The 22,247-nt window shown below is 63.1% G+C and carries 18 protein-coding genes and 4 tRNA genes; 8 read left to right on the top strand and 14 right to left on the bottom strand.

Annotated elements, in window-relative coordinates:
* On the bottom strand, window positions 1-693 hold the full coding sequence (locus LSQ66_RS08705) for an ABC transporter ATP-binding protein (protein ID WP_231770080.1): 693 nt from the start codon (window positions 691-693) through the stop codon (window positions 1-3).
* A 49-nt stretch (window positions 694-742) separates the two neighbouring features.
* On the opposite strand from LSQ66_RS08705, the gene LSQ66_RS08700 reads away from it, so the two are divergent.
* The gene (locus LSQ66_RS08700; protein ID WP_231769381.1) at window positions 743-1,378 is read left to right on the top strand and encodes an arylesterase; all 636 of its coding nucleotides are present in this window, start codon (window positions 743-745) and stop codon (window positions 1,376-1,378) included.
* A complete protein-coding gene (gene mnmH / locus LSQ66_RS08695; RefSeq protein ID WP_231769380.1) occupies window positions 1,375-2,433 on the top strand; it encodes a tRNA 2-selenouridine(34) synthase MnmH in 1,059 nt (352 codons plus the stop codon). The genes LSQ66_RS08700 and mnmH overlap by 4 nt, the downstream gene beginning before the upstream one ends.
* Window positions 2,434-2,507: 74 nt before the next feature.
* On the opposite strand, the gene LSQ66_RS08690 is transcribed toward mnmH, so the two are convergent.
* From LSQ66_RS08690 to LSQ66_RS08635, 12 genes are all read right to left on the bottom strand, one after another.
* The gene (locus LSQ66_RS08690; protein WP_269449161.1) at window positions 2,508-4,427 is read right to left on the bottom strand and encodes a SurA N-terminal domain-containing protein; all 1,920 of its coding nucleotides are present in this window, start codon (window positions 4,425-4,427) and stop codon (window positions 2,508-2,510) included.
* Between the two features lie 158 nt (window positions 4,428-4,585).
* Window positions 4,586-4,662: transfer RNA gene (locus tag LSQ66_RS08685), tRNA-Asp, on the bottom strand.
* Between the two features lie 23 nt (window positions 4,663-4,685).
* Window positions 4,686-4,762 (bottom strand) — tRNA-Asp (locus LSQ66_RS08680).
* 37 nt (window positions 4,763-4,799) lie between these two features.
* Window positions 4,800-4,875 (bottom strand) — tRNA-Val (locus LSQ66_RS08675).
* Between the two features lie 41 nt (window positions 4,876-4,916).
* Entirely contained in the window at window positions 4,917-5,189 is a 273-nt protein-coding gene (locus tag LSQ66_RS08670; RefSeq protein WP_107142294.1) for an HU family DNA-binding protein, read from the bottom strand.
* Between the two features lie 194 nt (window positions 5,190-5,383).
* Window positions 5,384-7,798, bottom strand: coding sequence for an endopeptidase La (lon, locus tag LSQ66_RS08665; RefSeq protein ID WP_231769379.1), 2,415 nt, complete (start codon window positions 7,796-7,798; stop codon window positions 5,384-5,386).
* 246 nt (window positions 7,799-8,044) lie between these two features.
* Complete coding sequence (gene clpX / locus LSQ66_RS08660; protein WP_231769378.1) at window positions 8,045-9,313, bottom strand: ATP-dependent Clp protease ATP-binding subunit ClpX; 1,269 nt, start codon at window positions 9,311-9,313, stop codon at window positions 8,045-8,047.
* A gap of 153 nt (window positions 9,314-9,466) precedes the next feature.
* A complete protein-coding gene (clpP, locus tag LSQ66_RS08655; RefSeq protein WP_269449160.1) occupies window positions 9,467-10,084 on the bottom strand; it encodes an ATP-dependent Clp endopeptidase proteolytic subunit ClpP in 618 nt (205 codons plus the stop codon).
* A gap of 65 nt (window positions 10,085-10,149) precedes the next feature.
* A complete protein-coding gene (gene tig / locus LSQ66_RS08650) occupies window positions 10,150-11,490 on the bottom strand; it encodes a trigger factor (protein ID WP_231769377.1) in 1,341 nt (446 codons plus the stop codon).
* A gap of 30 nt (window positions 11,491-11,520) precedes the next feature.
* Window positions 11,521-11,607 (bottom strand) — tRNA-Leu (locus LSQ66_RS08645).
* A 172-nt stretch (window positions 11,608-11,779) separates the two neighbouring features.
* Window positions 11,780-14,863 carry an efflux RND transporter permease subunit gene (locus LSQ66_RS08640; RefSeq protein WP_231769376.1) on the bottom strand — a complete coding sequence of 1,028 codons (3,084 nt, stop codon included), beginning with the start codon at window positions 14,861-14,863 and terminating at the stop codon, window positions 11,780-11,782.
* Window positions 14,860-15,927, bottom strand: a complete 1,068-nt coding sequence (locus LSQ66_RS08635) for an efflux RND transporter periplasmic adaptor subunit (protein WP_231769375.1) — start codon at window positions 15,925-15,927, stop codon at window positions 14,860-14,862. The genes LSQ66_RS08640 and LSQ66_RS08635 overlap by 4 nt, the downstream gene beginning before the upstream one ends.
* A gap of 192 nt (window positions 15,928-16,119) precedes the next feature.
* Between LSQ66_RS08635 and hpnC the strand changes: the two genes are divergently transcribed.
* The 6 genes from hpnC (at window position 16,120) to LSQ66_RS08610 (ending at window position 21,023) form a co-directional block, all read left to right on the top strand.
* Complete coding sequence (gene hpnC, locus LSQ66_RS08630; RefSeq protein WP_231769374.1) at window positions 16,120-16,944, top strand: squalene synthase HpnC; 825 nt, start codon at window positions 16,120-16,122, stop codon at window positions 16,942-16,944.
* A gap of 38 nt (window positions 16,945-16,982) precedes the next feature.
* Window positions 16,983-17,816, top strand: a complete 834-nt coding sequence (gene hpnD, locus LSQ66_RS08625; protein ID WP_231769373.1) for a presqualene diphosphate synthase HpnD — start codon at window positions 16,983-16,985, stop codon at window positions 17,814-17,816.
* Window positions 17,809-19,149, top strand: a complete 1,341-nt coding sequence (gene hpnE, locus LSQ66_RS08620) for a hydroxysqualene dehydroxylase HpnE (RefSeq protein ID WP_231769372.1) — start codon at window positions 17,809-17,811, stop codon at window positions 19,147-19,149. The genes hpnD and hpnE overlap by 8 nt, the downstream gene beginning before the upstream one ends.
* A 135-nt stretch (window positions 19,150-19,284) precedes the next feature.
* On the top strand, window positions 19,285-19,410 hold the full coding sequence (locus LSQ66_RS24705; RefSeq protein WP_269449159.1) for a hypothetical protein: 126 nt from the start codon (window positions 19,285-19,287) through the stop codon (window positions 19,408-19,410).
* A gap of 16 nt (window positions 19,411-19,426) precedes the next feature.
* Complete coding sequence (locus tag LSQ66_RS08615) at window positions 19,427-20,206, top strand: DUF1700 domain-containing protein (protein ID WP_231769371.1); 780 nt, start codon at window positions 19,427-19,429, stop codon at window positions 20,204-20,206.
* A 1-nt stretch (window position 20,207) separates the two neighbouring features.
* The gene (locus LSQ66_RS08610; RefSeq protein WP_231769370.1) at window positions 20,208-21,023 is read left to right on the top strand and encodes a GIN domain-containing protein; all 816 of its coding nucleotides are present in this window, start codon (window positions 20,208-20,210) and stop codon (window positions 21,021-21,023) included.
* Here the strand turns inward: LSQ66_RS08610 and LSQ66_RS08605 are convergent.
* Window positions 21,020-22,246, bottom strand: a complete 1,227-nt coding sequence (locus LSQ66_RS08605; protein WP_231769369.1) for a TIGR03862 family flavoprotein — start codon at window positions 22,244-22,246, stop codon at window positions 21,020-21,022. The genes LSQ66_RS08610 and LSQ66_RS08605 overlap by 4 nt on opposite strands.
* Window position 22,247 lies beyond the last annotated feature (1 nt).

Genomic DNA, 22,247 nt, shown 5'->3' with positions numbered 1-22,247 from the left:
TCACACCAGGCGGCCCGCCGCGATCGTGATGGTGCGGCTGCAGCGCGCCGCGATGGACGGGTCGTGCGTCACGAGCACCAGGGTGGAACCGCGCTCGCGGTTCAGTTCAAACATCAGCTGGATCACGGCTTCGCCCGTCGCGGCATCGAGGCTGCCGGTCGGTTCGTCCGCCAGCAGCAGGGGCGGTTCCGTGACGAAGGCGCGCGCCAGCGCCACGCGCTGCTGCTCGCCGCCGGAGAGGAACTTCGGATAGTGCTTCAGGCGGCTCGACAAGCCCACGCGCCCCAGCATGGCGTCCGCCTTTGCCTTTGCGTCGCGGTCTCCCGCCAGTTCCAGCGGCAGCATCACATTTTCCAGCGCCGTGAGGTGGGCCAGCAGCTGGAAGGACTGGAACACGAAGCCCAGCTTTTCCTTGCGCAGGGCAGCGCGGCCATCCTCGTCCAGGCTGTAGATGTCGCAGCCGTCCAGGATCACCTTTCCGGAGCTGGGCGTATCCAGCCCCGCCAGCAGGCCAAGCAGGGTGGATTTGCCCGAGCCCGAGGCCCCCACAATGGCAAGCGTCTCAGCCTTTTGCACGGTAAAATCCACGCTGTGCAGAATGGTGAGCTCACCGCTCGCATCGGCCACGCGCTTGCTGAGGCCCGACACGACGATGGCCCCCTGCCCTGCGCTGGCGGCAGCACTGGCCTGCATGGCTGGCGCATCGGGAATGAAATTGCTGGACGCTTTAGGGAAATCAGGCATGGTCTTGTTCGGGAAATTACGTCACGTCGTCTTGGCGCTGCTCGCGGTGCTCAGCTGGAGCCTCAGCGCGAGCGCCTATTCTGCCCCAAAAACGCTGCTCGTGGTGGGCGACAGCCTGTCCGCCGAATACGGCATCGCGCGCGGCGCGGGCTGGGTGGCGCTGGCGGAGCAGAAGCTGAAGGCGCTGGACGTGAAGGTGATCAACGCCAGCGTGAGCGGCGAAACCACGAGCGGAGGCCGCAGCCGCATGCCCCAGCTGCTCAGCAAGCATAAGCCCGATGTGGTGGTGATCGAACTGGGCGCCAACGACGGCCTGCGCGGCCTGCCCGTCACCGCGGCAGAATCGAACCTGCGCGCCATGATCGAGGCGGTGCAGAAGGCCGGCGCCAAAGTGCTGCTGGTCGGCATCCGCGTGCCGCCGAACTATGGGCGCGACTATTCCGAGAAGTTCTTCGGCATGTATGGAACGCTCAGCAAGGCCATGGGCGTGCCGCTTGCGCCCTTCATGCTGGAGAGCGTTGCCGCGAAGCCTGAACTGTTCCAGCCGGACCGCCTGCATCCCCTGGCAAGCGCCCATCCCATCATCCTTGGTAATATCTGGCCTTACCTGCTACCGATTGTGAAAGCCAAATGAAGTATCCCCAACTCCTGGGCATCGACGCCGTCATCGCCCAGCTGGACGAGTTCGACACCATCATCGACGTCCGCAGCCCGTCCGAGTATGCACTGGACCATCTGCCCAACGCCATCAACTGCCCCGTGCTCGACGACGAGCAGCGTGCCCGCGTGGGCACCCTTTACAAGCAGACCGGCTCTTTCGAGGCGAAGAAGATCGGCGCCGCCCTCGTGGTGCGCAATATCGGCGATCATATCGAAGCCCTGTGGCTGGACAAGCCGCGCGACTGGAAGCCGCTCGTCTACTGCTGGCGCGGCGGGAACCGCAGCGGCACGATGGCGTACCTGATGGCCAAGATCGGCTGGCCGGTGGTACAGCTGGACGGCGGCTACAAGGCTTTCCGCAACCGGGTTAATGCAGATCTGCTGCAAACGCCGGAACTGGACTTTCGCGTCGTTTGCGGCACCACCGGCAGCGGCAAGACACGGCTGCTCCAAACCCTGGAATCGATCGGTGCACAGGTGCTCGACCTGGAGCAATTGGCCGCGCACCGCGGGTCCGTGCTGGGCTATATACCTTCGCAGCCGCAGCCCTCGCAGAAGGCATTCGAGACTTCGATATGGGACCGGCTGCGCCGCTTCGACCCCACCATGCCCGTCTTCGTGGAATCTGAGAGCAAGAAGGTCGGCGCCCTGCGGGTTCCGGCCGCACTGATGGACCGCGTGCGTGCATCGCCCTGTATCGCGATCGAGCTCCCGCGCTCGGAACGCGTAAACCTCCTGCTTGAAGACTATCGGCATTTCGTTACCGATGCCCCTGCGCTGAACGCGCAACTGGAACATCTGACGCCCTTGCACGGGCGCGCGAAGATCTCGCAGTGGCAGGAGCTGGCCCTGGAAGGCCGGATGCGGGAACTGTTCGAGCAGCTGCTGGTGGATCATTACGATCCCGCCTATCTACGCTCCCTCGACAGGAATTTTCCGCTGTTGAAACAGGCACAGACTATCGATTTGCAGGACATTTCGCCCGCCTCCTACCTTGCGGCGGCCCGCAAGCTCCACAACGCCGGCTGACCAGGCCGGAGGCCACAAAACAAAATCCGCCACGGGCTTGCGCCGGTGGCGGATTTTTTTATAGGCTGAGCCGCTTATTTGGCTTCGTCTGCCTTGGGCGCCGTCAGCGGCGACCGCAGCATCTTCACCTTCGCCTTGTTCTTCAGCGATTCCACGTAGCCGAACATTTCCTGCTGCGCCAGGATGTTGCCGATCTGTTCCTGCTCGGCCTTGCGGCGCGCTTCGTCCGGTTCCGCTGGCTGGTGCACCTTGCCGATGCGGTAGACGCCGTAGCCCTGGCCCGGCAGCTCCACGCCCACATAGGCAGGCAGCTTGCTCACGTCGGCCTTCAGCACGGCCAGTGCGGCGGCGCGGTTCACGCCTTCCGCATGGGCGCGCGAAATGGTCTTCGTTTCGCCGAAGCCCGCCGCGTCGCCCGATGCCTTGGCCGCGGCCAGCTTGGCTTCACCGGCCTTGCGCGCCATGGCCAGCGCTTCTTCCATCGTCACGCGCTGGCGGATTGCCGCTTCCACCTCGGCCAGCGGGCGCTTGGAGGCAGGCTTGAATTCGACGATGCGGCCTGCGATCAGGGTGCTCGGCGCGACTTCCACGGCTTCCGTATTGCGCTTGTTCTTCACGGAGTCGTCCGAGAACAGCGCGGTCAGGAATTTGGCATTGTTGAACGGCGCCTGGCCCAGCATCGGCGAGGGGTTGCGGCCAACGCCGGCGGCCGTTTCGATCTTCAGGCCCAGCTTGTCCGCGGCGGGTTTCAGGCTGTCCGCCTGCTCGTAGACGGTGTTGCTGAAGGCTTCGGCCATTTCCGAGTACTTCTTGCCTGCCTTTTGCTTCTTCAGGTCGGCGGCGATCTCGCCCTTCACTTCATCCAGCGGCTTGGTGGCAGAAGGCTTCAGTTCCGTCACGGTCAGCACGTGGTAGCCGAATTCGGATTCCACGGGGTTGCTGATTTCGCCCTGCTTCAACGCGAAAATGGCGTCTTCCACGGGCTTGGGCAGGGAGCCCTTCTCCACCACATCCAGGTCGCCCCCCATTTCGGCGGAGGCCGGGTCTTCGGACTTGGCCTTGGCGATCTTGGCGAAATCGGCTGGCGCCTTGCGCACTTCGGCGGCGATGGCGTCGGCCTTGGCCTTGGCGGCGGCCTTGTCGGCCGCGCTGGCGTCCTTCTTCAGCGCGACCAGGACATGGCTGGCGCGGCGGGTCTCCGGCGCGGTGAAGCGCTGGGTATTGGCCTTGTAATAGGCTGCCACCTCGTCGTCGCTCACGGTGACCTGGCTGGCCACGGTATCGGCGTTCAGCAGCACGTATTCGATCTTCGCCTGTTCAGGCACTTCGAACATCTTGGCGTTCTTGTCGTAGAAGGCCTTTACCATCTCGTCGGTGACCTTCACCTGCGGCAGGTAGTCGGTGATCGGCAGCACCAGTTCCTGCACGTCGCGCTCCTGGGCGCCGATGTCCGAGATCATCTTGGCCACGGTGCGCGGTGCGAAGGCCGAGCCCTCGATGCCGGAGGTCAGCTGCTGGAAGGCCAGCTCCTGGCGCACGCGCGCCTCGTAGATCTGCGGCGTCATGCCCTGGGCGGCCAGCAGCGCCTGGTAGCGCTCGTGGTCGAAGGAGCCGTCCGCCTTGGTCAGGCCCTGGCCCAGGATGAACTTCTGCAGGGCGGGATCGCCGATGGTCAGGTGGGAGCGGATCACCTCGGCGTTGATCGCGCGTTCCGCCACCAGCGTGTCCAGCACGTTCTGCTTGAACTCGGGCGTGTCGAACAGCTTCTGGTCGTACTGCTGGCCCATGCGCTGGCGCAGCTGGTCGAGCTGGCGGCGCTGCGCCGCTTCCCAGTCCTGCTGGGTGAGCGGCTGGCCGTCGATCTTGGCCACGGTGTTGGCGTCGTCGCCAAAACTCTTGTAGCCGCTGATGCCAACCAGTGCAAACGACGGGATGATCAGGATCGCCAGGAAAATCTGCATCAAGCGTTGATGCGTGCGAATAAATTCAAACATGGGTCGGCCAGTTCTGATGAGTGGATCTCTACAAGAAAAAAGGCGAACCTGCGTTCGCCCTCTCTCAGCTCACGCGATTTTACAGCGCACATTCCACTATAGCAAGACGCACAAAAGAAAAACCCCGCAGCTCTTGCAAGCTGCGGGGTATCTTGTTCTGGCGGAGCGGACGGGGCTCGAACCCGCGACCCCCGGCGTGACAGGCCGGTATTCTAACCAACTGAACTACCGCTCCAGTTTTGTGTCCCTTGCGTTCGCTGGCGGAGCGGACGGGGCTCGAACCCGCGACCCCCGGCGTGACAGGCCGGTATTCTAACCAACTGAACTACCGCTCCAGCTATCACAAGGTACAACGTGCACGGTTTGCCTTTTTGGTGGGCGCTGAGAGGGTCGAACTCCCGACCTAATCCTTGTAAGGGATCCGCTCTACCAACTGAGCTAAGCGCCCGGCTAACCGTTTGCGGCGAGCTGCAAGCTCACCGAAGTCCGTTAGTTTACAGCATCTTTCAGCGCTTTACCAGCTTTAAATTTCGGTACTTTCGCTGCGTCGATGGTGATCTCTTCCTTGGTGCGCGGGTTGCGGCCGGTACGGGCTGCGCGCTCGCTCACCATGAAGGTGCCAAAGCCGACCAGGGTGACGCTGTCGTTCTTGGCCAGAGTAGTGGTTACGCCGTCGATCATCGCGTCCAGAGCGCGCGCTGCGGCCGCTTTCGAGATGTCAGCGGAAGTAGCGATATGGTCGATCAATTCAGTCTTGTTCACAAGCAGTCCCCGTCACAAAGGTTTATATCGTTTATACCGTTTTTCTGCCTGTTTAAAAGGCAGTCAAAAAGGCCAGAGAAAAATCTCAGGCGGTATTAAACAGGCGCGCATCGCTTTGTGTCAAGGTTTGAAGGCGACAAATTAAAAGAAAACAGGCGCCGGAGCGCCTGTTTTTTGCTGCGGGTTAAGCGAGCTTAGTGTTTTACAACGTCACCGGTGGCATCCGGCTTGGCCACGGGGGCCGGCACGGCGGCTTCCACGGCGGGCGTTTCCACGACCGGTTCCGGCTGGCGCTCCAGGGCCACTTCCAGCACCTTGTCGATCCAGCGCACCGGCACGATTTCCAGCTTGTTCTTCACATTGTCCGGAATCTCGGCCAGGTCCTTCACGTTCTGCTCGGGGATCAGCACCGTCTTGATGCCGCCGCGATGCGCCGCCAGCAGCTTTTCTTTCAGGCCGCCGATCGGCAGCACTTCGCCGCGCAGGGTGATCTCGCCCGTCATCGCCACGTCGGCCCGCACTGGAATGCCCGTGAACACGGACACCATGGCGGTCGTCATCGCGATACCGGCCGAAGGACCATCCTTCGGCGTCGCGCCTTCCGGCACGTGGATGTGGATGTCGGTCTTCTCGAACTGCTCGGCCTTGATGCCAAGGCGCGCGGCGCGGCTGCGCACCACGGTGCGGGCAGCTTCGATCGATTCCTTCATCACGTCGCCCAGCGTACCGGTGCGGATCACGTTGCCCTTGCCCGGCATCGTCACGGATTCGATGGTCAGCAGATCGCCGCCCACTTCGGTCCATGCGAGGCCGACCACCTGGCCAACCTGGTTCTCCTTCTCGGCCACGCCGAAGTCGTAGCGGCGCACGCCCAGGAACTTGTCCAGGTTTTTAGGCGTGACAGTCACTTTCTTGTCCGACTTCTTCAGCAGCAGCAGCTTCACCACCTTGCGGCAGATCTTCGACACTTCGCGTTCCAGCGAGCGCACGCCCGCTTCACGCGTGTAGTAGCGGATGATGTCGCGCACGGCCGCTTCGCTCACCGCGATCTCGCCTTCCTTCAGACCGTTGTTCTTGATCTGTTTGGGCAGCAGGTAGCGCAGCGCGATGCTGGTCTTCTCGTCCTCCGTGTAACCCGACAGGCGGATCACTTCCATCCGGTCCAGCAGCGCCGGCGGGATGTTGTAGGAGTTCGAGGTGGCCACGAACATCACGTCCGACAGGTCGAAGTCCACTTCGATGTAGTGGTCGCTGAAGGTGTGGTTCTGTTCCGGGTCCAGCACTTCGAGCAGGGCCGAGGAAGGATCGCCGCGGAAGTCCGCGCCCATCTTGTCGATCTCGTCGAGCAGGAAGAGCGGATTGCGCACGCCCACCTTGGCCAGCGACTGCAGCACCTTGCCCGGCATGGAGCCGATATAGGTGCGGCGGTGGCCGCGAATCTCGGCTTCGTCACGCACGCCGCCCAGTGCCATGCGCACGAACTTGCGGTTCGTGGCGCGGGCGATGGACTGGCCCAGCGAGGTCTTGCCGACGCCAGGAGGACCCACGAAGCACAGGATCGGCGCCTTCAGCTTGTCCACGCGCTGCTGCACCGCGAGGTATTCCAGGATGCGTTCCTTGATCTTTTCCAGGCCGTAGTGATCGGTCTCCAGCACCTTCTCGGCGTTGGCCAGGTCGTTGTTGACCTTGGACTTCTTCTTCCACGGCAGCGAGACCAGGGTGTCGATATAGTTGCGCACCACGGTCGCTTCGGCGGACATGGGCGACATCAGCTTGAGCTTCTTCAGCTCGGCCTGCGCCTTTTCCAGGGCCTCTTTCGGCATCTTGGCGGCGGCCACCTTCTTCTCGAGCTCGTCGAGATCGGCGCCCTCTTCGCCTTCGCCCAGTTCCTTCTGGATGGCCTTGACCTGCTCGTTCAGGTAGTACTCGCGCTGGGACTTCTCCATCTGGCGCTTGACGCGGCCGCGGATGCGCTTTTCCACCTGCAGGATGTCGAGCTCGCCTTCCAGCTGGCCCAGCAGATGCTCCAGGCGCTTGGCGACGTTGAAGATCTCCAGGATGACCTGCTTCTGCTCCAGCTTCAGGGGCAGGTGGGCGGCCACGGTATCGGCCAGGCGGCCGGCATCGTCGATGCCCGACAGCGACGCGAGGATCTCCGGCGGGATCTTCTTGTTCAGTTTTACGTACTGGTCGAACTGCTGCACGATGGCGCGGCGCATCGCCTCGATCTCGGAATCGTCGCCGATTTCCGATTCGAGCGGCACCAGCTCTGCCACGAAGTGCGTAGGCGTGTCGGTGATCTTGCGGATGCGTGCGCGCTGGGAGCCCTCGACCAGCACCTTCACGGTGCCGTCCGGCAGTTTCAGCATTTGCAGGATATTGGCGACGCAGCCGATTTCATAAATATCGGTGGGAGAAGGTTCGTCCTTGGCAGCAGCTTTTTGCGCGGCAAGCATAATGCTCTTGCCCTGCTCCATTGCGGCTTCCAGCGCCTTGATCGATTTCGGGCGACCGACGAACAGAGGTATCACCATATGCGGGAAAACGACGACATCCCGTAAAGGCAACAACGGCAGTTGAGTCTGCTCAGTTAATTTGGAAGTTGTCATGGCGTACCTTATAGAAAAGCATGTTCATGATGTAGGCATTCAATGCCGAATCACAAGACCCGAGGACATAAATAAATATGTCCCTGGTGCCATAAAAGTAAGCAGAGCATTTTGAATAAAAAAAGCCACTTGCGACGGGCGCCGCGAGTGGCTTTTCGATTGAAGCCTGCTTCTCTTATTGGTTTTGATTGTACTGCCTTGCCTCACGGATTCAAAACGAATTTTGTGAGAGTGTGCAACCGTTATTTAATTTTCACCTGACGCTTTTGCAGGTTCCTGATAAATCAGCAAAGGCTTGGCGCCGGCGGTAATCGTATTTTCGTCGATCACCACTTTCGTGACGTTCTGCTGGTTCGGCAGGTCGTACATCACGTCCAGCAGCGCGTGCTCCAGGATCGAGCGCAGGCCGCGCGCGCCGGTCTTGCGGGCCAGGGCCTTGCGGGCGATGGCGTGCAGGGCCGCGGGACGGATCTCCAGTTCCGCGCCTTCCATTTCCAGCAGCTTGGAGTACTGCTTGATGAGGGCGTTCTTCGGCTCGACCAGAATCTGGATCAGGGCCTCTTCCGTCAGCTCGGACAGGGTGGCGACCACCGGCAGGCGGCCCACCAGCTCGGGGATCAGGCCGAACTTGATGAGGTCTTCCGGCTCCGCTTCCATCAGGATCTCGCTGGTGGCGCGCTGTTCCTTGGACTTCACGGTGGCCGAGAAGCCGATGCCGCTCTTCTCCGAACGGTTGGAGATGATCTTGGCCAGGCCGTCGAAGGCGCCGCCGCAGATGAACATGATGTTCGTGGTGTCGATCTGCACGAAGTCCTGGTTCGGGTGCTTGCGCCCGCCTTGCGGCGGCACGGAGGCCATGGTGCCCTCGATCAGTTTCAGCAGGGCCTGCTGCACGCCCTCGCCCGACACGTCGCGGGTGATGGACGGGTTGTCCGACTTGCGGGAAATCTTGTCGATCTCGTCGATATAAACGATGCCGCGTTGAGCTTTCTCAACATCGTAGTTGCAGCTCTGCAACAGTTTCTGGATGATGTTCTCGACGTCCTCGCCCACATAGCCCGCTTCCGTGAGCGTGGTGGCGTCGGCGATGACGAAGGGCACGTTCAGCATGCGCGCCAGGGTCTGGGCCAGCAGGGTCTTGCCGGAGCCGGTCGGGCCCACCAGCAGGATGTTGCTCTTGGCCAGCTCGACGTCGTCCTTCTTGCCGAGGTGCTTGAGGCGCTTGTAGTGGTTGTACACCGCCACCGACAGAATGCGCTTGGCCGTCTGCTGGCCGATGACGTACTGGTTCAGCAGCTCGGCGATCTCGTGCGGCGTCGGCAGGTCCGACTTCGCGCCCGTGACAGATTCGATGCTGGAGGTCTCGTCGCGGATGATGTCATTGCACAGGTCAATGCATTCGTCGCAGATGAAGACCGAGGGACCGGCGATGAGCTTTTTCACCTCGTGCTGGCTCTTTCCGCAGAAGGAGCAGTACAGGAGTTTTTCGCCGCTGGAGGATTTTTTCTCTGACATGGGACGGTATCGTTAGTTGCTATCAGTAAAACTTTTGCGCTGTAGGCAGGCAAGATTCCCCCTACACAGGGACAATCCTACCCGATTTGAAAGCAAAACGCCCGGAACGTTGTAGCGTCCGGGCGCTTTTTTCACGACTGAGCTTGGGACGCGTCAAGCACGGGTGGTGAGCACCTTGTCGATCAGACCATATTCCGCTGCCTCGTCGCCGGACATGAAGCGGTCGCGGTCGGTGTCCTTGGCAATCTGCTCCACGGTCTGGCCGGTGCGCTCGGCCATGATGGAATTCAGGCGGTGGCGCAGGTAGAGGATTTCCTTGGCCTGGATCTCGATATCGGATGCCATGCCCTGGGAGCCGCCGGACGGCTGGTGAATCATGATGCGCGAGTTCGGCAGCGAGAAGCGCTTTCCCTTGGCGCCCGCCGCCAGCAGGAAGGCGCCCATGGAGGCGGCCATGCCGGTGCACAGGGTGGACACGTCAGGCTTGATGAACTGCATGGTGTCGAAGATGGCCAGGCCCGCGGACACGGAACCGCCAGGCGAGTTGATGTACAGGGAAATATCCTTGTCGGGATTTTCACTTTCCAGGAACAGCAGCTGGGCCACGATCAGGTTGGCCATCTGGTCGTTGACGGGACCGACCAGGAAGATCACGCGCTCCTTGAGCAGGCGCGAGTAGATGTCATACGAACGCTCGCCGCGGCCGCTCTGTTCGATGACCATGGGCACGAGGCCCAGCATTTCGGTGTCGAGTGCCGGATTACGGTTCATTGCTTCATTCCTTTTCCTTGTGAAGCAGCGCCGGACACCGCCGGCGCTGGAATACTACGCAAAGCTTAAGCCTGCGCTGCACTGCCCATCAGCTCGTCGAAGGGAATCTCCTTCGCGGTCGTCTTGGCCAGACCCAGGACATAAGTAACGACGTTTTCTTCCAATACAAGAGCTTCCACCTCGCCCAGGCGGCGGCGGTCGCTGTAGTAGTACTTCAGCACTTCGCGCGGATCTTCGTAGCTCTGTGCGAAATCTTCCACCTGGGCCTTCACCTGCTCCGGGGTGGCCTGCAGCTTGTTGTCGCCTACCAGCTGGGACAGGATCAGGCCCAGGCGCACGCGGCGCTCAGCCTTGTCCTTGAACAGCTCTGGAGGGAATGGTACATCTTTTACGTTCATGCCGCGGGCGGCCATGTCCTGACGAGTCATTTCGGCCAGGCGCTCGGTATCTTGAGCCACCAGGGCTTGAGGCACATCAAGCTGGGCGGTCTTGACCAGGGCGTCCATCACGGCTTCCTTGTTGCGGGCCTTCACGCGGCCGGCCACTTCACGCTCCAGGTTCACCTTGATATCTTCGCGCATCTTGGCCAGGTCGCCGTTTTCCACGCCCAGTGACTTGGCGAACTCTGCATCCACTTCCGGCAGGTGGGCCCATTCCAGCTTCTTCAGGGTGATGGTGAACTCGGCGGTCTTACCGGCCACATCCTTGCCATGGTAGTCCTCGGGGAAAGCCAGCGGGAAGGTCTTGGACTCGCCCACTTTCAGGCCCACGGTCGCGGCTTCGAATTCCGGCAGCATGCGGCCTTCGCCCAGCACGAAGGTGTAGTCGTCGGCCTTGCCGCCGGGGAATTCCACGCCGTCGATCTTGCCCACGAAGTCCACGGTCACGCGGTCGCCGTTGGCGGCCACGGCTTCGCCGCCGGTGCCGTGCTCGCCTGCCTCGCCCTTGGTGTGGAAGTGCACGCGCTGCTTGCGCAGGATGTCGATGGTCTTGTCGATTTCGGCGTCGGTCACGGAGGACTTCACAGTCTCGATCTCGACCTTGGACAGGTCGCCGATCTCGACTTCAGGATAGACCTCGAAGGTCGCGTCGAAGGCCAGCTGGCCTTCCGGTGCGTCCTGCTTGGGTTCGATTTTCGGGAAGCCGGCCACGCGCAGATTGTTCTCGTTGGCGGCGTCGTTGAAGGCGCGGCCCACTTTGTCGTTCAGCACATCGGTTTCGATCTGGTAGCCGTATTGCGCGGCGACCATCTTCATTGGCACTTTGCCTGGGCGGAAGCCTGGCGCGCGGGCGCTGCGGGCTTGCACTTTCAGGCGCTTCTCGACTTCGGCGCGGACGTCCGACAGCGGGAAGGAGATGGTCATGCGACGTTCAAGTTTGCCCAGGGTTTCGACTGCAGTTGCCATGTAAAAATCGTCCAATAAATAAGAAACTGTTGGTGCGAGGAGGGGGACTCGAACCCCCACACCATTGCTGGCGTCAGGACCTAAACCTGGTGCGTCTACCAATTTCGCCATCCTCGCGGCGTATTTGCACAAAAGCAAAGGGCGACCATTAAGTGAAGCCGGGTCGCCCAACCCTGTTTCAAACAGGGGCTTTCAACTTTAACGCGATATTTTAGCGGTTTTTTCCTCAGCGGGGAGGTTTTTTTGACTGAACCACAACATTCTGCCCCGGCCTGAGCCGGGGCTGTGATCAGGCAGGCTTCTTCACCCTGAACCAGGCTGCGTACAGGGCGGGGAGGAACAGCAGGGTGAGGGCCGTGGCCAGCACCAGGCCGCCCATGATGGCCACCGCCATCGGGCCCCAGAACACGGAGCGCGAGAGCGGGATCATGGCCAAGGCCGCGGCGGCGGCCGTCAGCAGGATCGGACGGCAGCGGCGCACGGCCGATTCCACGATGGCGTCCCAGGGCGTGGAACCGGACTTGATGTCCTGCTCGATCTGGTCGACCAGGATCACCGAGTTGCGGATGATCATGCCGAACAGGGCGATGATGCCCAGGTTGGCCACGAAGCCCAGCGGACGGCCCAGGAGCAGCAGCGCGAACGCCGCGCCCGCCACGCCCAGCGGGCCGGTCAGGAAGACCAGCAGCGAACGCGAGAAGCTGTGCAGCTGCAGCATCAGCAAGGTGAAGATGATGAAGAGCGCAAGCGGCAGGTTGGCCGAGATCGATGCTTCCGCCTCCGCGCTGTCCGACGCCGCCCCCTTCACCTTGATGCGGTAGCCCGGCGGCAGCTTGGCGCGCAGGTCGGCCAGCTTCGCATCCACCTGGCCGGACACGGTCGGCCCCTGGATGCCCTCCACCACGTCCGACTGCACGGTGATCGCCCATTCGCGGCCCAGGCGCCACACCACGCCCGGCTCCCACACGAAGTGCACCCGCGCCAGCTGCGAGATCGGCACCGACTTGCCGCTGGCCGTCGGAATATTGGTGTTGTTCAGCACCGAGATGGTGGCCCGCTCGTCCAGCGGCTGGCGCACCTGGATGTCGATCAGGCGGATGCCTTCGCGGAACTGCCCGATCGGCGTGCCGGAGAGGATGGTGTTCGCCGCTCGCATCACGGTCTGCGAGGTCACGCCCAGGGCGCGCATGCGGTCCTGGTCCAGGTCCAGGCGCAGCACCTTGACCGACTCGTTCCAGTTGTCGTTCACGCCCACCGTGTTCGGGTTGGCGCGCATGATGTCCTTCACCTGGTCGGCAATGGCGCGCACCTGTTCCACCTCGGTGCCGGTCACGCGGAACTGCACGGGATACGGCACGGGCGGGCCATTGGGCAGCAGCTTCACGCGGCCGCGCACTTCGGGAAAATCGGTCTTGAAGACCTGGGTGATCTTCTTGCGCAGCTCCTCGCGCGCCTTCAGGTCCTTCGGCAGCACCACGATCTGCGACACGTTCGTCTGCGGGAAGATCTGGTCCAGCGGCAGGTAGAAGCGCGGGCTGCCGGTGCCCACATAGCTGGTCACGCTCTGCACGCCCGGCTGCTGGCGGATGAAGGCCTCGAACTTCTTCACCTGCGCTTCGTTGGCCTTGAAGGCCGTGCCTTCCGGCGACCACATCTCCACCATCAGTTCGGGGCGGCTGGAATCCGGGAAGAACTGCTTCTCGATGAAGTTGAAGCCGTAGATACCAAGCGCGAACACGAACAGCGTGGCCACGATGGTGGTCTTGCGCCACTCCACGCACCAGTTCACGATGCGGCGGAAGCGCTGGTAGCCCGGCGTGTCGAAGAGCTCATGCCCATGCTCGCCTTCCGCGTGCGGCTTCACCTTCAGCAGCAGGTAGCCGATGTAGGGCGTGAACACCACGGCCACCACCCACGACATGATCAGCGCAATGGCGTTCACGGAGAACAGCGAGAACGTGTATTCGCCCGCCGCCGACTTGGCGAGGCCGATGGGCAGGAAGCCCGCCACCGTGATCAGGGTGCCGGTCAGCATGGGCAGCGCGGTCGAGGTATAGGCGAAGGTGGCCGCCTCGAAGCGGGACATGCCCTCCTCCATCTTCCGCACCATCATTTCGACGGCAATGATGGCGTCGTCCACCAGCAGGCCCAATGCGATGATCAGGGCGCCCAGCGAAATCTTGTGCAGGTCGATGTCCAGCATGCGCATGAACAGGAAGGTCACCGCCAGCACCAGGGGAATGGTGAGCGCCACAACGAGGCCCGGACGCACGTCCAGGCGCAGCTTGGGTTTGGTGTGCAGGCCGAGCGCCAGGAAGCTCACCGCCAGCACGATCAGTACCGCTTCGATCAGGGTGTGCACGAATTCGCCCACCGAAGCCGTGACGGCCTGCGGCTGGTCCGACACGCGTTCCAGTTCCACACCCACCGGCAGCTTGGTCTTCAGGGACGACACCGTGGCTTCCAGTGCCTTGCCCATCTCGATGATATTGCCGCCCTTCTCCATCGACACGCCAAGGCCGATCACTTCCTTGCCGTTGAAGCGCATCTTGTCCTGCGGCGGATCCTGGTATTCGCGCTTCACCACCGCGAAGTCGCCCAGGCGGAAGGTGGTGCCGTTGGCACGCAGCTCCAGGTTCTCCAGGTCCTTCACCGTCTTGAGCGCGCCGGTTACACGCACTTGCAGATTGTCGGTAGGCGTCACCAGCACGCCGGTCGATTCCACGGCGTTCTGGGTCGCGATCTGGTTCACGATCTGCTCGAAGGGAATGCCCAGCTGGGCGAACTTCTGGTGCGAGAACTCGATATTGATCTTCTCGTCCTGCACGCCGAACAGTTCGACCTTGGCCACCTTCGAGACGCTCAGCAGCTGCTGGCGCACGAAATCGGCGTAGTCCTTCATTTCCGCGTAGGTGAAGCCGTCGGCGGAGAGCGCGAAGATGGAGCCGTAGGTGTCGCCGAATTCGTCGTTGAACATCGGCCCGATCACGCCCTGCGGCAGCGTACCCCGGATATCGCCGATCTTCTTGCGCACCTGATACCAGGAGGCCGAAGTCTCTTTCGGCGGCGTGGATTCGCGCAGGGTGATGAGCGTGAGCGTCTGCCCCGGCTTGGAATAGCTGCTGATCTCGTTCACAAAGGGGACTTCCTGGAGCTTCTTTTCCAGCTTGTCCGTGACCTGGTTCGCCATCTGCAGCGCCGTGGCGCCCGGCCAGAAGGCCTGCACCACCATCACGCGGAAGGTGAAGGGAGGATCTTCGTCCTGTCCCAGGTTCTTGTAACTGAGCATACCGCCGATCAGCATCACGGCGATGAGATAGCGCGTGAGCGGGATGTGCTCCAGCGCCCAGCGCGAGAGGTTGAAGCCTTTCATTTAGCGGCCTCCGCGCCCAGGATCTTCACTTTCTGGCCCGGCTTCAGCACGTGCACGCCAGCCGTTACCACGGTCTGGCCTTCGCGCACGCCGCTGGCGAGCACGATATCGTTGCCAGCGGCGCCGGCGACGGTCACCGGCACGAGCTTGACGATGCCGTTCTCCACCACCCACACGGAGCTCGCGCCCTTTTCATGGAACAGTGCCGTCAGCGGCACCTTGATCTGCGGCTGCGCGGTTTTCGACGAGAACTCCACCACGGCGGTCATGCCCAGCTTCGCATCGGCCAGGGTTTGCGGGATGGTGACCTTGAAGGTGTAGGTGCGCGTGGCCGGATCGGCAATCGGCGAGACTTCGCGGATCTTGCCGGGAACGGAGCGTTGGGGATCGGCCCATAGGCGCACCTTCACGTCCTCGATCTTGCGCAGCTTGTCGACCTGGTTCTCGGGCACGCCGATGACCACTTCCTTCTCGTTCGTCTTGGCCACGCTCACCACTGGCGTTCCCGCCGCCACCACCTGCCCCACTTCGGCGGTGACCGAAGTCACTACGCCGTCGATATCGGCCACCAGGGACGAATAGCCAGCCTGGTTGGACTGGCCGCGGTAGGCCGCCTGCGCCGATTCCACCGTCGCCTGCGCTGCCTTGTATGCGGACTCCTTGGAGTCGAGCACCGTCTGGCTGACGAAGTTCTGCGTCTTCAGGTCCTGGTAGCGTTTGAGTTCGGCGCGTGCGAAATCGCGGTTCGTTTCGGCGGCGCGCAGCGAAGCCAGCGCCTGGGCCTGGGACAGTTTCAGGTCCTGCGGGTCGAGCTGCATCAGCACCTGGCCGCGTTTCACAGTAGTGCCCACGTCCACCTTGCGCGACACGATCTTGCCGCCCACGCGGAAGCCGAGGCGCGATTCAACGCGCGCCCTCACCTCGCCGGAGAACTGGTCGTCCACGTCCACATCGCTGCTTTTCAGGACGATGGCGCGCACGGGGCGGATATCCTCGGTCTTCTCGGCAGGTTTGGAGCAGGCCGCAAGCAGCGCAGCCAGGATCAATGGAGTTATCTGCGTCAAACGTCGTACTGCTTTCAGGTCATACACGGTATTTTTCCTTCCCAAGGCTGGCTGGCGAATTGCGGTGATGCTGGAATGCCACTATGATTGCGTTCTGAAAAGTAAATGACTTTCCGTTAAGTTAGAAAATTATAGACAAGTAAGTCGTTTTTGAAAATGACTTTTGCGTCATTTATTTAGATTGCTTCCTCAATGCCCGTCGAGCACTACGAAAATTTCCCAGTAGCATCCATCCTGCTGCCGCGCCGCCTGCGCCCGGCCGTCGAGGCCATTTACGCCTTCGCGCGCAGCGCCGACGACATTGCCGACGAGGGCGACGCCCCGCCCGAACAGCGTCTCGCCCAGCTGGCCGCCTACGAGGAAGCGCTGAACCGCATCGAGCGAGGCGAGGACCCGGGCGATGCCATGTTCCAGCGCCTGGCCGGCGCCATCGCGCAGTTCGGCCTGCCGCTCAAGCCCTTCCGCGATCTGCTTTCCGCCTTCAGGCAGGACGTCACCATCACACGCTACACCACCTACAGCGACCTGCTGGATTACTGCGCCCGCTCGGCGAACCCGGTCGGTTTCCTCATGCTGTCCCTGTACGGTGCGGCGGATGAAGAAAACGTGCGCGATTCGAACGCCATCTGCTCCGCCCTCCAGATCATCAACTTCCTGCAGGACGTGGCGATCGACGAGCAGAAAGAGCGCATCTATATTCCCATGGAGGACCTGGCGCGCTTCGCCGTGCCGCCCGCCGCCATGCATAGCATGGACGCCCAGGCGAAATGGCGCGCCATGATGCGCTTCGAAGTGCAGCGCGCCCGTGCCCTCATGCTGAGCGGCGCTCCGCTGGCCCTGCGCCTGAAAGGCCGCATCGGCCTCGAACTGCGCATGGTGGTGCAAGGCGGCCTGCGCGTGCTGGAAGCCATCGAGGAAGTGGATTACGACGTTTTCCGCCGCCGCCCCACACTGGAAAAGCGGGACTGGTTCAAGGTTTTCTGGCGTGCGCTTCGGATGAAGGCTTCTTCCCTGTAGAATTGCGGCTTTGACAGCATCGCCCTTGCAACTCTGACATGTCTCCCGACGAATACTGCCAGCAGAAGGCCGCACAGAGCGGCTCCAGCTTCTATTACAGCTTCCTGTTCCTGCCGCCGGAACGCCGGCGCGCCATCACGGCGCTGTATGCCTTCTGCCGCGAAGCGGACGACACGGTGGACGAATGCAGCGACGAATCGCTGGCCCGCATCAAGCTGGCCTGGTGGCGCACCGAGGTGGCTGCCATGTACGAGGGCAAACCCACGCACCCCGTGACGCAGGCCCTCCAGCCGCATATCGCCCCCTACAAGCTGCAGCAGGAACACCTTCAGGCCATCATCGACGGCATGGAGATGGACCTGAACCAGACGCGCTATCTCGATTACAAGGCTCTCAGCAAATACTGCTGGCACGTGGCGAGCGTGGTAGGCATTCTTTCGGCCAGCATCTTCGGCGCCACGCGGCCGGAGACCCTGCAATACGCTGAGAAGCTGGGGCACGCCTTCCAGCTCACGAACATCATCCGCGACGTGGGCGAGGACGCGCGCAAGGGCCGCATCTACCTGCCGATCAACGAACTCCAGCAGTTCAACGTGACGGCGGCCGACCTGCTGAACGCCCGCCACACCGGGAGTTTCGAGAAGCTCATGGCCTTCCAGGCCGAACGCGCCCAGCAAAGCTATGACGAAGCGCTTGCCCTGCTGCCGAAGGAAGACCGGCGCGCACAGCGCCCAGGCCTGATCATGGCCGCCATTTACCGCACGGTGCTGGACGAGATCCAGCGCGACGGCTACCACGTGCTCTCGCAGCGCATTTCGATCACGCCGATCCGCAAGCTCTGGCTGGCGTGGAAGACCTGGGTTCGTGGCTAAGCGTGTAGCGGTTGTCGGCGGCGGCTGGGCGGGCTGCGCGGCCGCCATGGAGCTGGCGCGCGGCGGCGCGCAGGTGACGCTGTTCGAGGCCGCACGCACGCTGGGCGGCCGCGCGCGCCGCATCTCCGCTGACGGCCGCACTTTGGACAACGGCCAGCACATCCTGCTTGGCGCCTATTCCGAATCGCTGCGGCTCATGAAGCTGGCGGGCGTCGATACCCGCGCCGCACTCCTGAATCTTCCCCTGCAGATGCGCTACCCGGCAGGCAGCGGCATGGATTTCGTCGCTCCGCGCCTGCCAGCCCCGCTCCATCTCGCGGCTGCCCTGCTGCGCGCCCAAGGCCTGGACCGCGAGGACAAACTCAGTCTCGCGCGCTTTTCGACCACCGCGCGCTGGATGGGATGGCAGCTCGATAAGGATTGCAGCGTGAGCGAACTGCTGGAACGCTACGACCAGACCCCGCGCCTGATTGCCCTGATGTGGCGCCCCCTGTGCCTGGCCGCCCTGAATACACCGCCGGAGCGCGCCTCGGCCAAGGTCTTCCTCGCGGTGCTCCGCGACAGCCTTGGCGCGCGCCGCGCCGCATCGGACATGCTGATTCCCCGCGTGGACCTTTCCGCCCTCTTCCCGGATGCCGCCGCGGCCTGGCTTCGCCAGCGCGGCGCCACGGTCAACGAAGGCGTGAAGGTCGGCGCGCTGCGCAATGAAGGCTCGGTCTGGAAGGTCAATGCCACCGGGGCATCGGTCGCGGATGGATGGGAAGGCGAGTTCGATGGCGTGGTCCTCGCAGCTTCTCCTCTGGCTGCGGCGTCGCTGCTGCCAGCGGAACTTGAGCGGCTGAAGGCAAGGCTGGCGGCGTTCGAGCCGGAACCCATCACCACCTGCTACCTTCAGTACGCGCCGTCGGAAACCCTGCCGCTGCCCTTCTGCGCCCTCGTGGACGATCCAAAAACAGCGCACTGGGGCCAGTTCGTCTTCGACCGCGGCCAGCTCGATCCGGCCCAGAAAGGCCTGTTCGCCGTCGTCATCAGCGCATCCGGCGCGGCGTCGGACCTGCCGCAGCAGGAGCTGGCGGCCTTGCTGGCGGCCCAATTGGCCGCCGTTTTCGGCCGCCCGCCGCTCGCGCAACCTGTCTGGAGCCGCGTGGTGACCGAAAAGCGCGCCACCTTCGCGTGCACGCCGGGCCTGGAACGTCCCGCCAACGATACCGGCCTGTCAGGCCTGTGGCTGGCGGGCGACTATACCGCTGGGGAGTATCCGGCCACCATCGAAATGGCGGTGCGCAGCGGCGTGGAGGCAGCCCGCGGCCTGCTGAGCGGCGGCGCACGGTGAGGACGCCCCGCAGCCCGTCCCGCCCAGGCGCGGCCTGCGCCGCAAATAGTGCAGCCTGTCGCATGCCGGTGGTATATACCTTTTGCTTTCCGTACGATGCAACTATCGAAAAAGGTTTTCATACGGAGAAACAGCATGAAGGTCGGATTGAGCGCTATTGCAGTTTTGGCAATTGTCGTACTCAGCACCGCAGCCATCGTCTGCATGGAAGTGCACGCCGGGCCAGGCCCCGCCTACGCCCAGCAGATGGCAATGAATTGATGTACCAGGAGTTTTGATGGGCAAGCAGGAATATCTCGACGCGCTCCGCAAGGCCATGGCCGGTCTGCCGCCTGAAACGGTGGCCAAGACCCTGGCCTACTACGAGCAGCGTTTTATCGACGGGCTGACCGTTGGCCGCAGCGAAGAAGAAATCAGCAAGGAGCTCGACGAACCGCGCAAGATCGCCATGACATTGCGCGCCAACGTGCACCTGAACGCCTTCGAGCAGAAGAAGAATCCGGTGACGCTGGTGCGCGTGCTGGTCTCCTTCGCCGGGCTGGCCGTGTTCAACCTGTTCATGGTGATTCCGGCCATCGTGTTCTCGGCACTGCTGGTGGCGGTCTACACCAGCTCTTTCGTGTTCTACGTGAGCGGCATCGCCATGACGGCGAGCGGCATGGCCGGCGCCAACGAAATGGTGTTCGACGGCCCGCTGCGCCACGTGTATGACGAAGACGGAGAGGCGCACTACGAAAGGCTGCCGACCCGCGTCTCCATTGGCGCGGACGGCATCCAGGTCTCCCAGGATCCGTCGCCGGAACTGCGCGCGGAGATGGACGACGAAACGAGCCGCTCCGGCAAACTGCTCGACCGCGCCGAAGCCATGGCCGACAGCGGCGTGCGCATCTCCATCGATCCCGACAACGAATCCCGCGCCACCCAGACCCTGATTGGCGGGGGCCTGATCGTGGGCGGCATTGCGCTCTTCCTCCTGAGCCTTGTGGTGACACGCTATACGCTTTCCGGCATCAAGCGCTATGTCCAGATGAACCGAACCTTGCTGCGAGGCCGTTGAAATGCGCATACGTACCCTTGCCAAGGTTGGCCTGAGCCTCCTTCTGCTCGCGATTGTCCTCGTCGGCATCTCCTACAGCATGTTGCGCACGAAAGGCGTCGTGAATCCTACCAGCACGGCGGGCAGCGTGCTGCGTACCGAGAACCGCGAAATCGGCCAGGGCGTGAGCTCGGTCGAACTGATCGGCCCCATCGACCTCACGCTTCGCCAGGGGAATGTGCCTTCGCTGAAGGTGAAGGGCGAACAGCGCCGCCTGGGCAATGTGGAGACCGTGCAGGAAGGCAGCCGCCTGCGCATCGGCATTACCGGCGTGCTGCTGTACCACCGCCGCCCGCTCCAGGTGGAGCTGGTGCTCCCATCCATCAACGAGCTGGAAATCCACGGCAACGGCGACAGCACAGTGTCAGGCTTCAGCGGCGAGCGCCTGTCGGTGCAGCTGCACGGCGCGGGCAACCTGAGTTTCACGGGACGCTATCGCCATATCGACGGCGGCCTGCATGGCAGCGGCGGCATGAACCTGAACACGGGTGGCAGCGAGCGCGTTGTGCTGGAGCTTACCGGCAGCGGCAGCATCAATTCCAGCGGCAACTGCAAGGCGCTAAGTGTGGATCTGACGGGATCCGGCTCCCTGGACGCGGAGCATATGGCTTCGGACGTCGTTCAGGTGGCGCTGAAAGGGTCCGGCAACACCAAGGTGTTTGCGCGCCAAGTGGCCGAAGTGGAAATCGACGGCAGCGGAGAAGTGACCGTCTTCGGCAACCCTGACCAGCGCCGCGTGAGCCGCAACGGCAACGGCACCGTGGAATGGGCGCACTAGGTCTTTGACGACAGACGGCGGGCCGCCTGCTCGCCCGCTGCAAGGCCGGTCGCCAGGCAGGCCGTCAGCAGATAGCCTCCCGTTGGCGCTTCCCAGTCCAGCATTTCGCCTGCAACGAACACGCCCGGCCGGGCCGACAGCATCAGGCCGTCCAGCGCCTCGAACTTCACGCCCCCGGCACTGCTGATCGCCTCGTCGATGGGCCGCGGCGCGCGCAGCGTGAGCGGCAGCGCCTTGAGGGCCTGCGCCACGCGCTGCGGGTCCGCATACTCATCTTTGCTCAGCGCTTCATGCAGGAGCCCCGATTTCACACCCTTGATGCCAAGCCGGCCTTGCAGATGGCTGGCCATGGAACGCGAACCGCGCGGCTTGCTCACCTCATCCAGCACACGCTGCATGCCCAGGTCTGGCAGCAGGTCCAGCTCCAGTGTGGCGCTGCCCTGCTCCGCGATGCGGTCGCGCAGGGGCGCGGAGAGCGCATAAACCAGGCTGCCCTCGATGCCGGTCGCCGTCACCACGAACTGCCCCTGCTTGCGGATGCCGCCGAAGGATGCGGCGACCGTGGTGAGCGGGTGGCCCGCATATTTCTCCGCGAAGAAAGGGCTCCAGCCGATATCGAAACCGCAGTTGGCAGGCTGCAGGGGCGCGACATCGATGCCGCGTTCGGCCAGCATCGGCGCCCATGCGCCATCCGAGCCAAGCCGCGCCCAGCTTGCGCCGCCGAGAGCCAGCACCGTGACATCCGCATGCACCGAGGCCTCGCCGTCCGGCGTAGCGAAGCGCAGGGCGCCGTCCTCGTTCCAGCCCAGCCAGCGGTGGCGCTGATGGAAATGCACGCCGCGTTCGCGCAGCTGGTGCAGCCATGCGCGCAGCATGGGCGCCGCCTTCATCTCGGTAGGGAACACGCGGCCGGAACTGCCGACAAAGGTTTCGATGCCCAGGCTGTGCACCCAGGCGCGTACGTCGTCCGGGCCGAAACGGTCGAGCATGGGCGTCAGCTCCGCGCTGCGCTTGCCGTAGCGCGCCACGAACTGTTCGTAGGGTTCCGAGTGCGTGATGTTCATGCCGCCGCGCCCGGCCAGCAGGAATTTGCGGCCCACCGAGGGCATGGCATCGTAAACGTCGACGCGGATCCCGGCAGCCGCCAGTGCCTGCGCGGCCATCAGCCCTGCCGGGCCGCCACCGATAACGGCGGCGCGGGAATTCTGGGTTGAAGCGGACATT

This window comes from Massilia endophytica (assembly GCF_021165955.1).
Taxonomy (GTDB): domain Bacteria; phylum Pseudomonadota; class Gammaproteobacteria; order Burkholderiales; family Burkholderiaceae_D; genus Rugamonas; species Rugamonas endophytica.
The sequence above is the reverse complement of the archived record's forward strand: the minus strand, read 5'-3'. Positions and strand labels throughout refer to the sequence as shown.

Bases quoted from the DNA above. Each gene is read 5' to 3' on its own strand.
- LSQ66_RS08640 (WP_231769376.1), bottom strand. From the start codon at position 14,863: ATGAAAGGCTTCAACCTCTCGCGCTGGGCGCTGGAGCACATCCCGCTC.
- LSQ66_RS08690 (WP_269449161.1), bottom strand. From the start codon at position 4,427: ATGTTTGAATTTATTCGCACGCATCAACGCTTGATGCAGATTTTCCTG.
- mnmH (WP_231769380.1), top strand. From the start codon at position 1,375: ATGAAGTATCCCCAACTCCTGGGCATCGACGCCGTCATCGCCCAGCTG.
- LSQ66_RS08610 (WP_231769370.1), top strand. From the start codon at position 20,208: ATGCGCATACGTACCCTTGCCAAGGTTGGCCTGAGCCTCCTTCTGCTC.
- lon (WP_231769379.1), bottom strand. From the start codon at position 7,798: ATGACAACTTCCAAATTAACTGAGCAGACTCAACTGCCGTTGTTGCCT.
- hpnC (WP_231769374.1), top strand. From the start codon at position 16,120: ATGCCCGTCGAGCACTACGAAAATTTCCCAGTAGCATCCATCCTGCTG.
- clpP (WP_269449160.1), bottom strand. From the start codon at position 10,084: ATGAACCGTAATCCGGCACTCGACACCGAAATGCTGGGCCTCGTGCCC.
- hpnD (WP_231769373.1), top strand. From the start codon at position 16,983: ATGTCTCCCGACGAATACTGCCAGCAGAAGGCCGCACAGAGCGGCTCC.
- LSQ66_RS08700 (WP_231769381.1), top strand. From the start codon at position 743: ATGGTCTTGTTCGGGAAATTACGTCACGTCGTCTTGGCGCTGCTCGCG.
- tig (WP_231769377.1), bottom strand. From the start codon at position 11,490: ATGGCAACTGCAGTCGAAACCCTGGGCAAACTTGAACGTCGCATGACC.
- clpX (WP_231769378.1), bottom strand. From the start codon at position 9,313: ATGTCAGAGAAAAAATCCTCCAGCGGCGAAAAACTCCTGTACTGCTCC.
- LSQ66_RS08615 (WP_231769371.1), top strand. From the start codon at position 19,427: ATGGGCAAGCAGGAATATCTCGACGCGCTCCGCAAGGCCATGGCCGGT.
- LSQ66_RS08705 (WP_231770080.1), bottom strand. From the start codon at position 693: ATGCAGGCCAGTGCTGCCGCCAGCGCAGGGCAGGGGGCCATCGTCGTG.
- LSQ66_RS24705 (WP_269449159.1), top strand. From the start codon at position 19,285: ATGAAGGTCGGATTGAGCGCTATTGCAGTTTTGGCAATTGTCGTACTC.
- LSQ66_RS08605 (WP_231769369.1), bottom strand. From the start codon at position 22,246: ATGTCCGCTTCAACCCAGAATTCCCGCGCCGCCGTTATCGGTGGCGGC.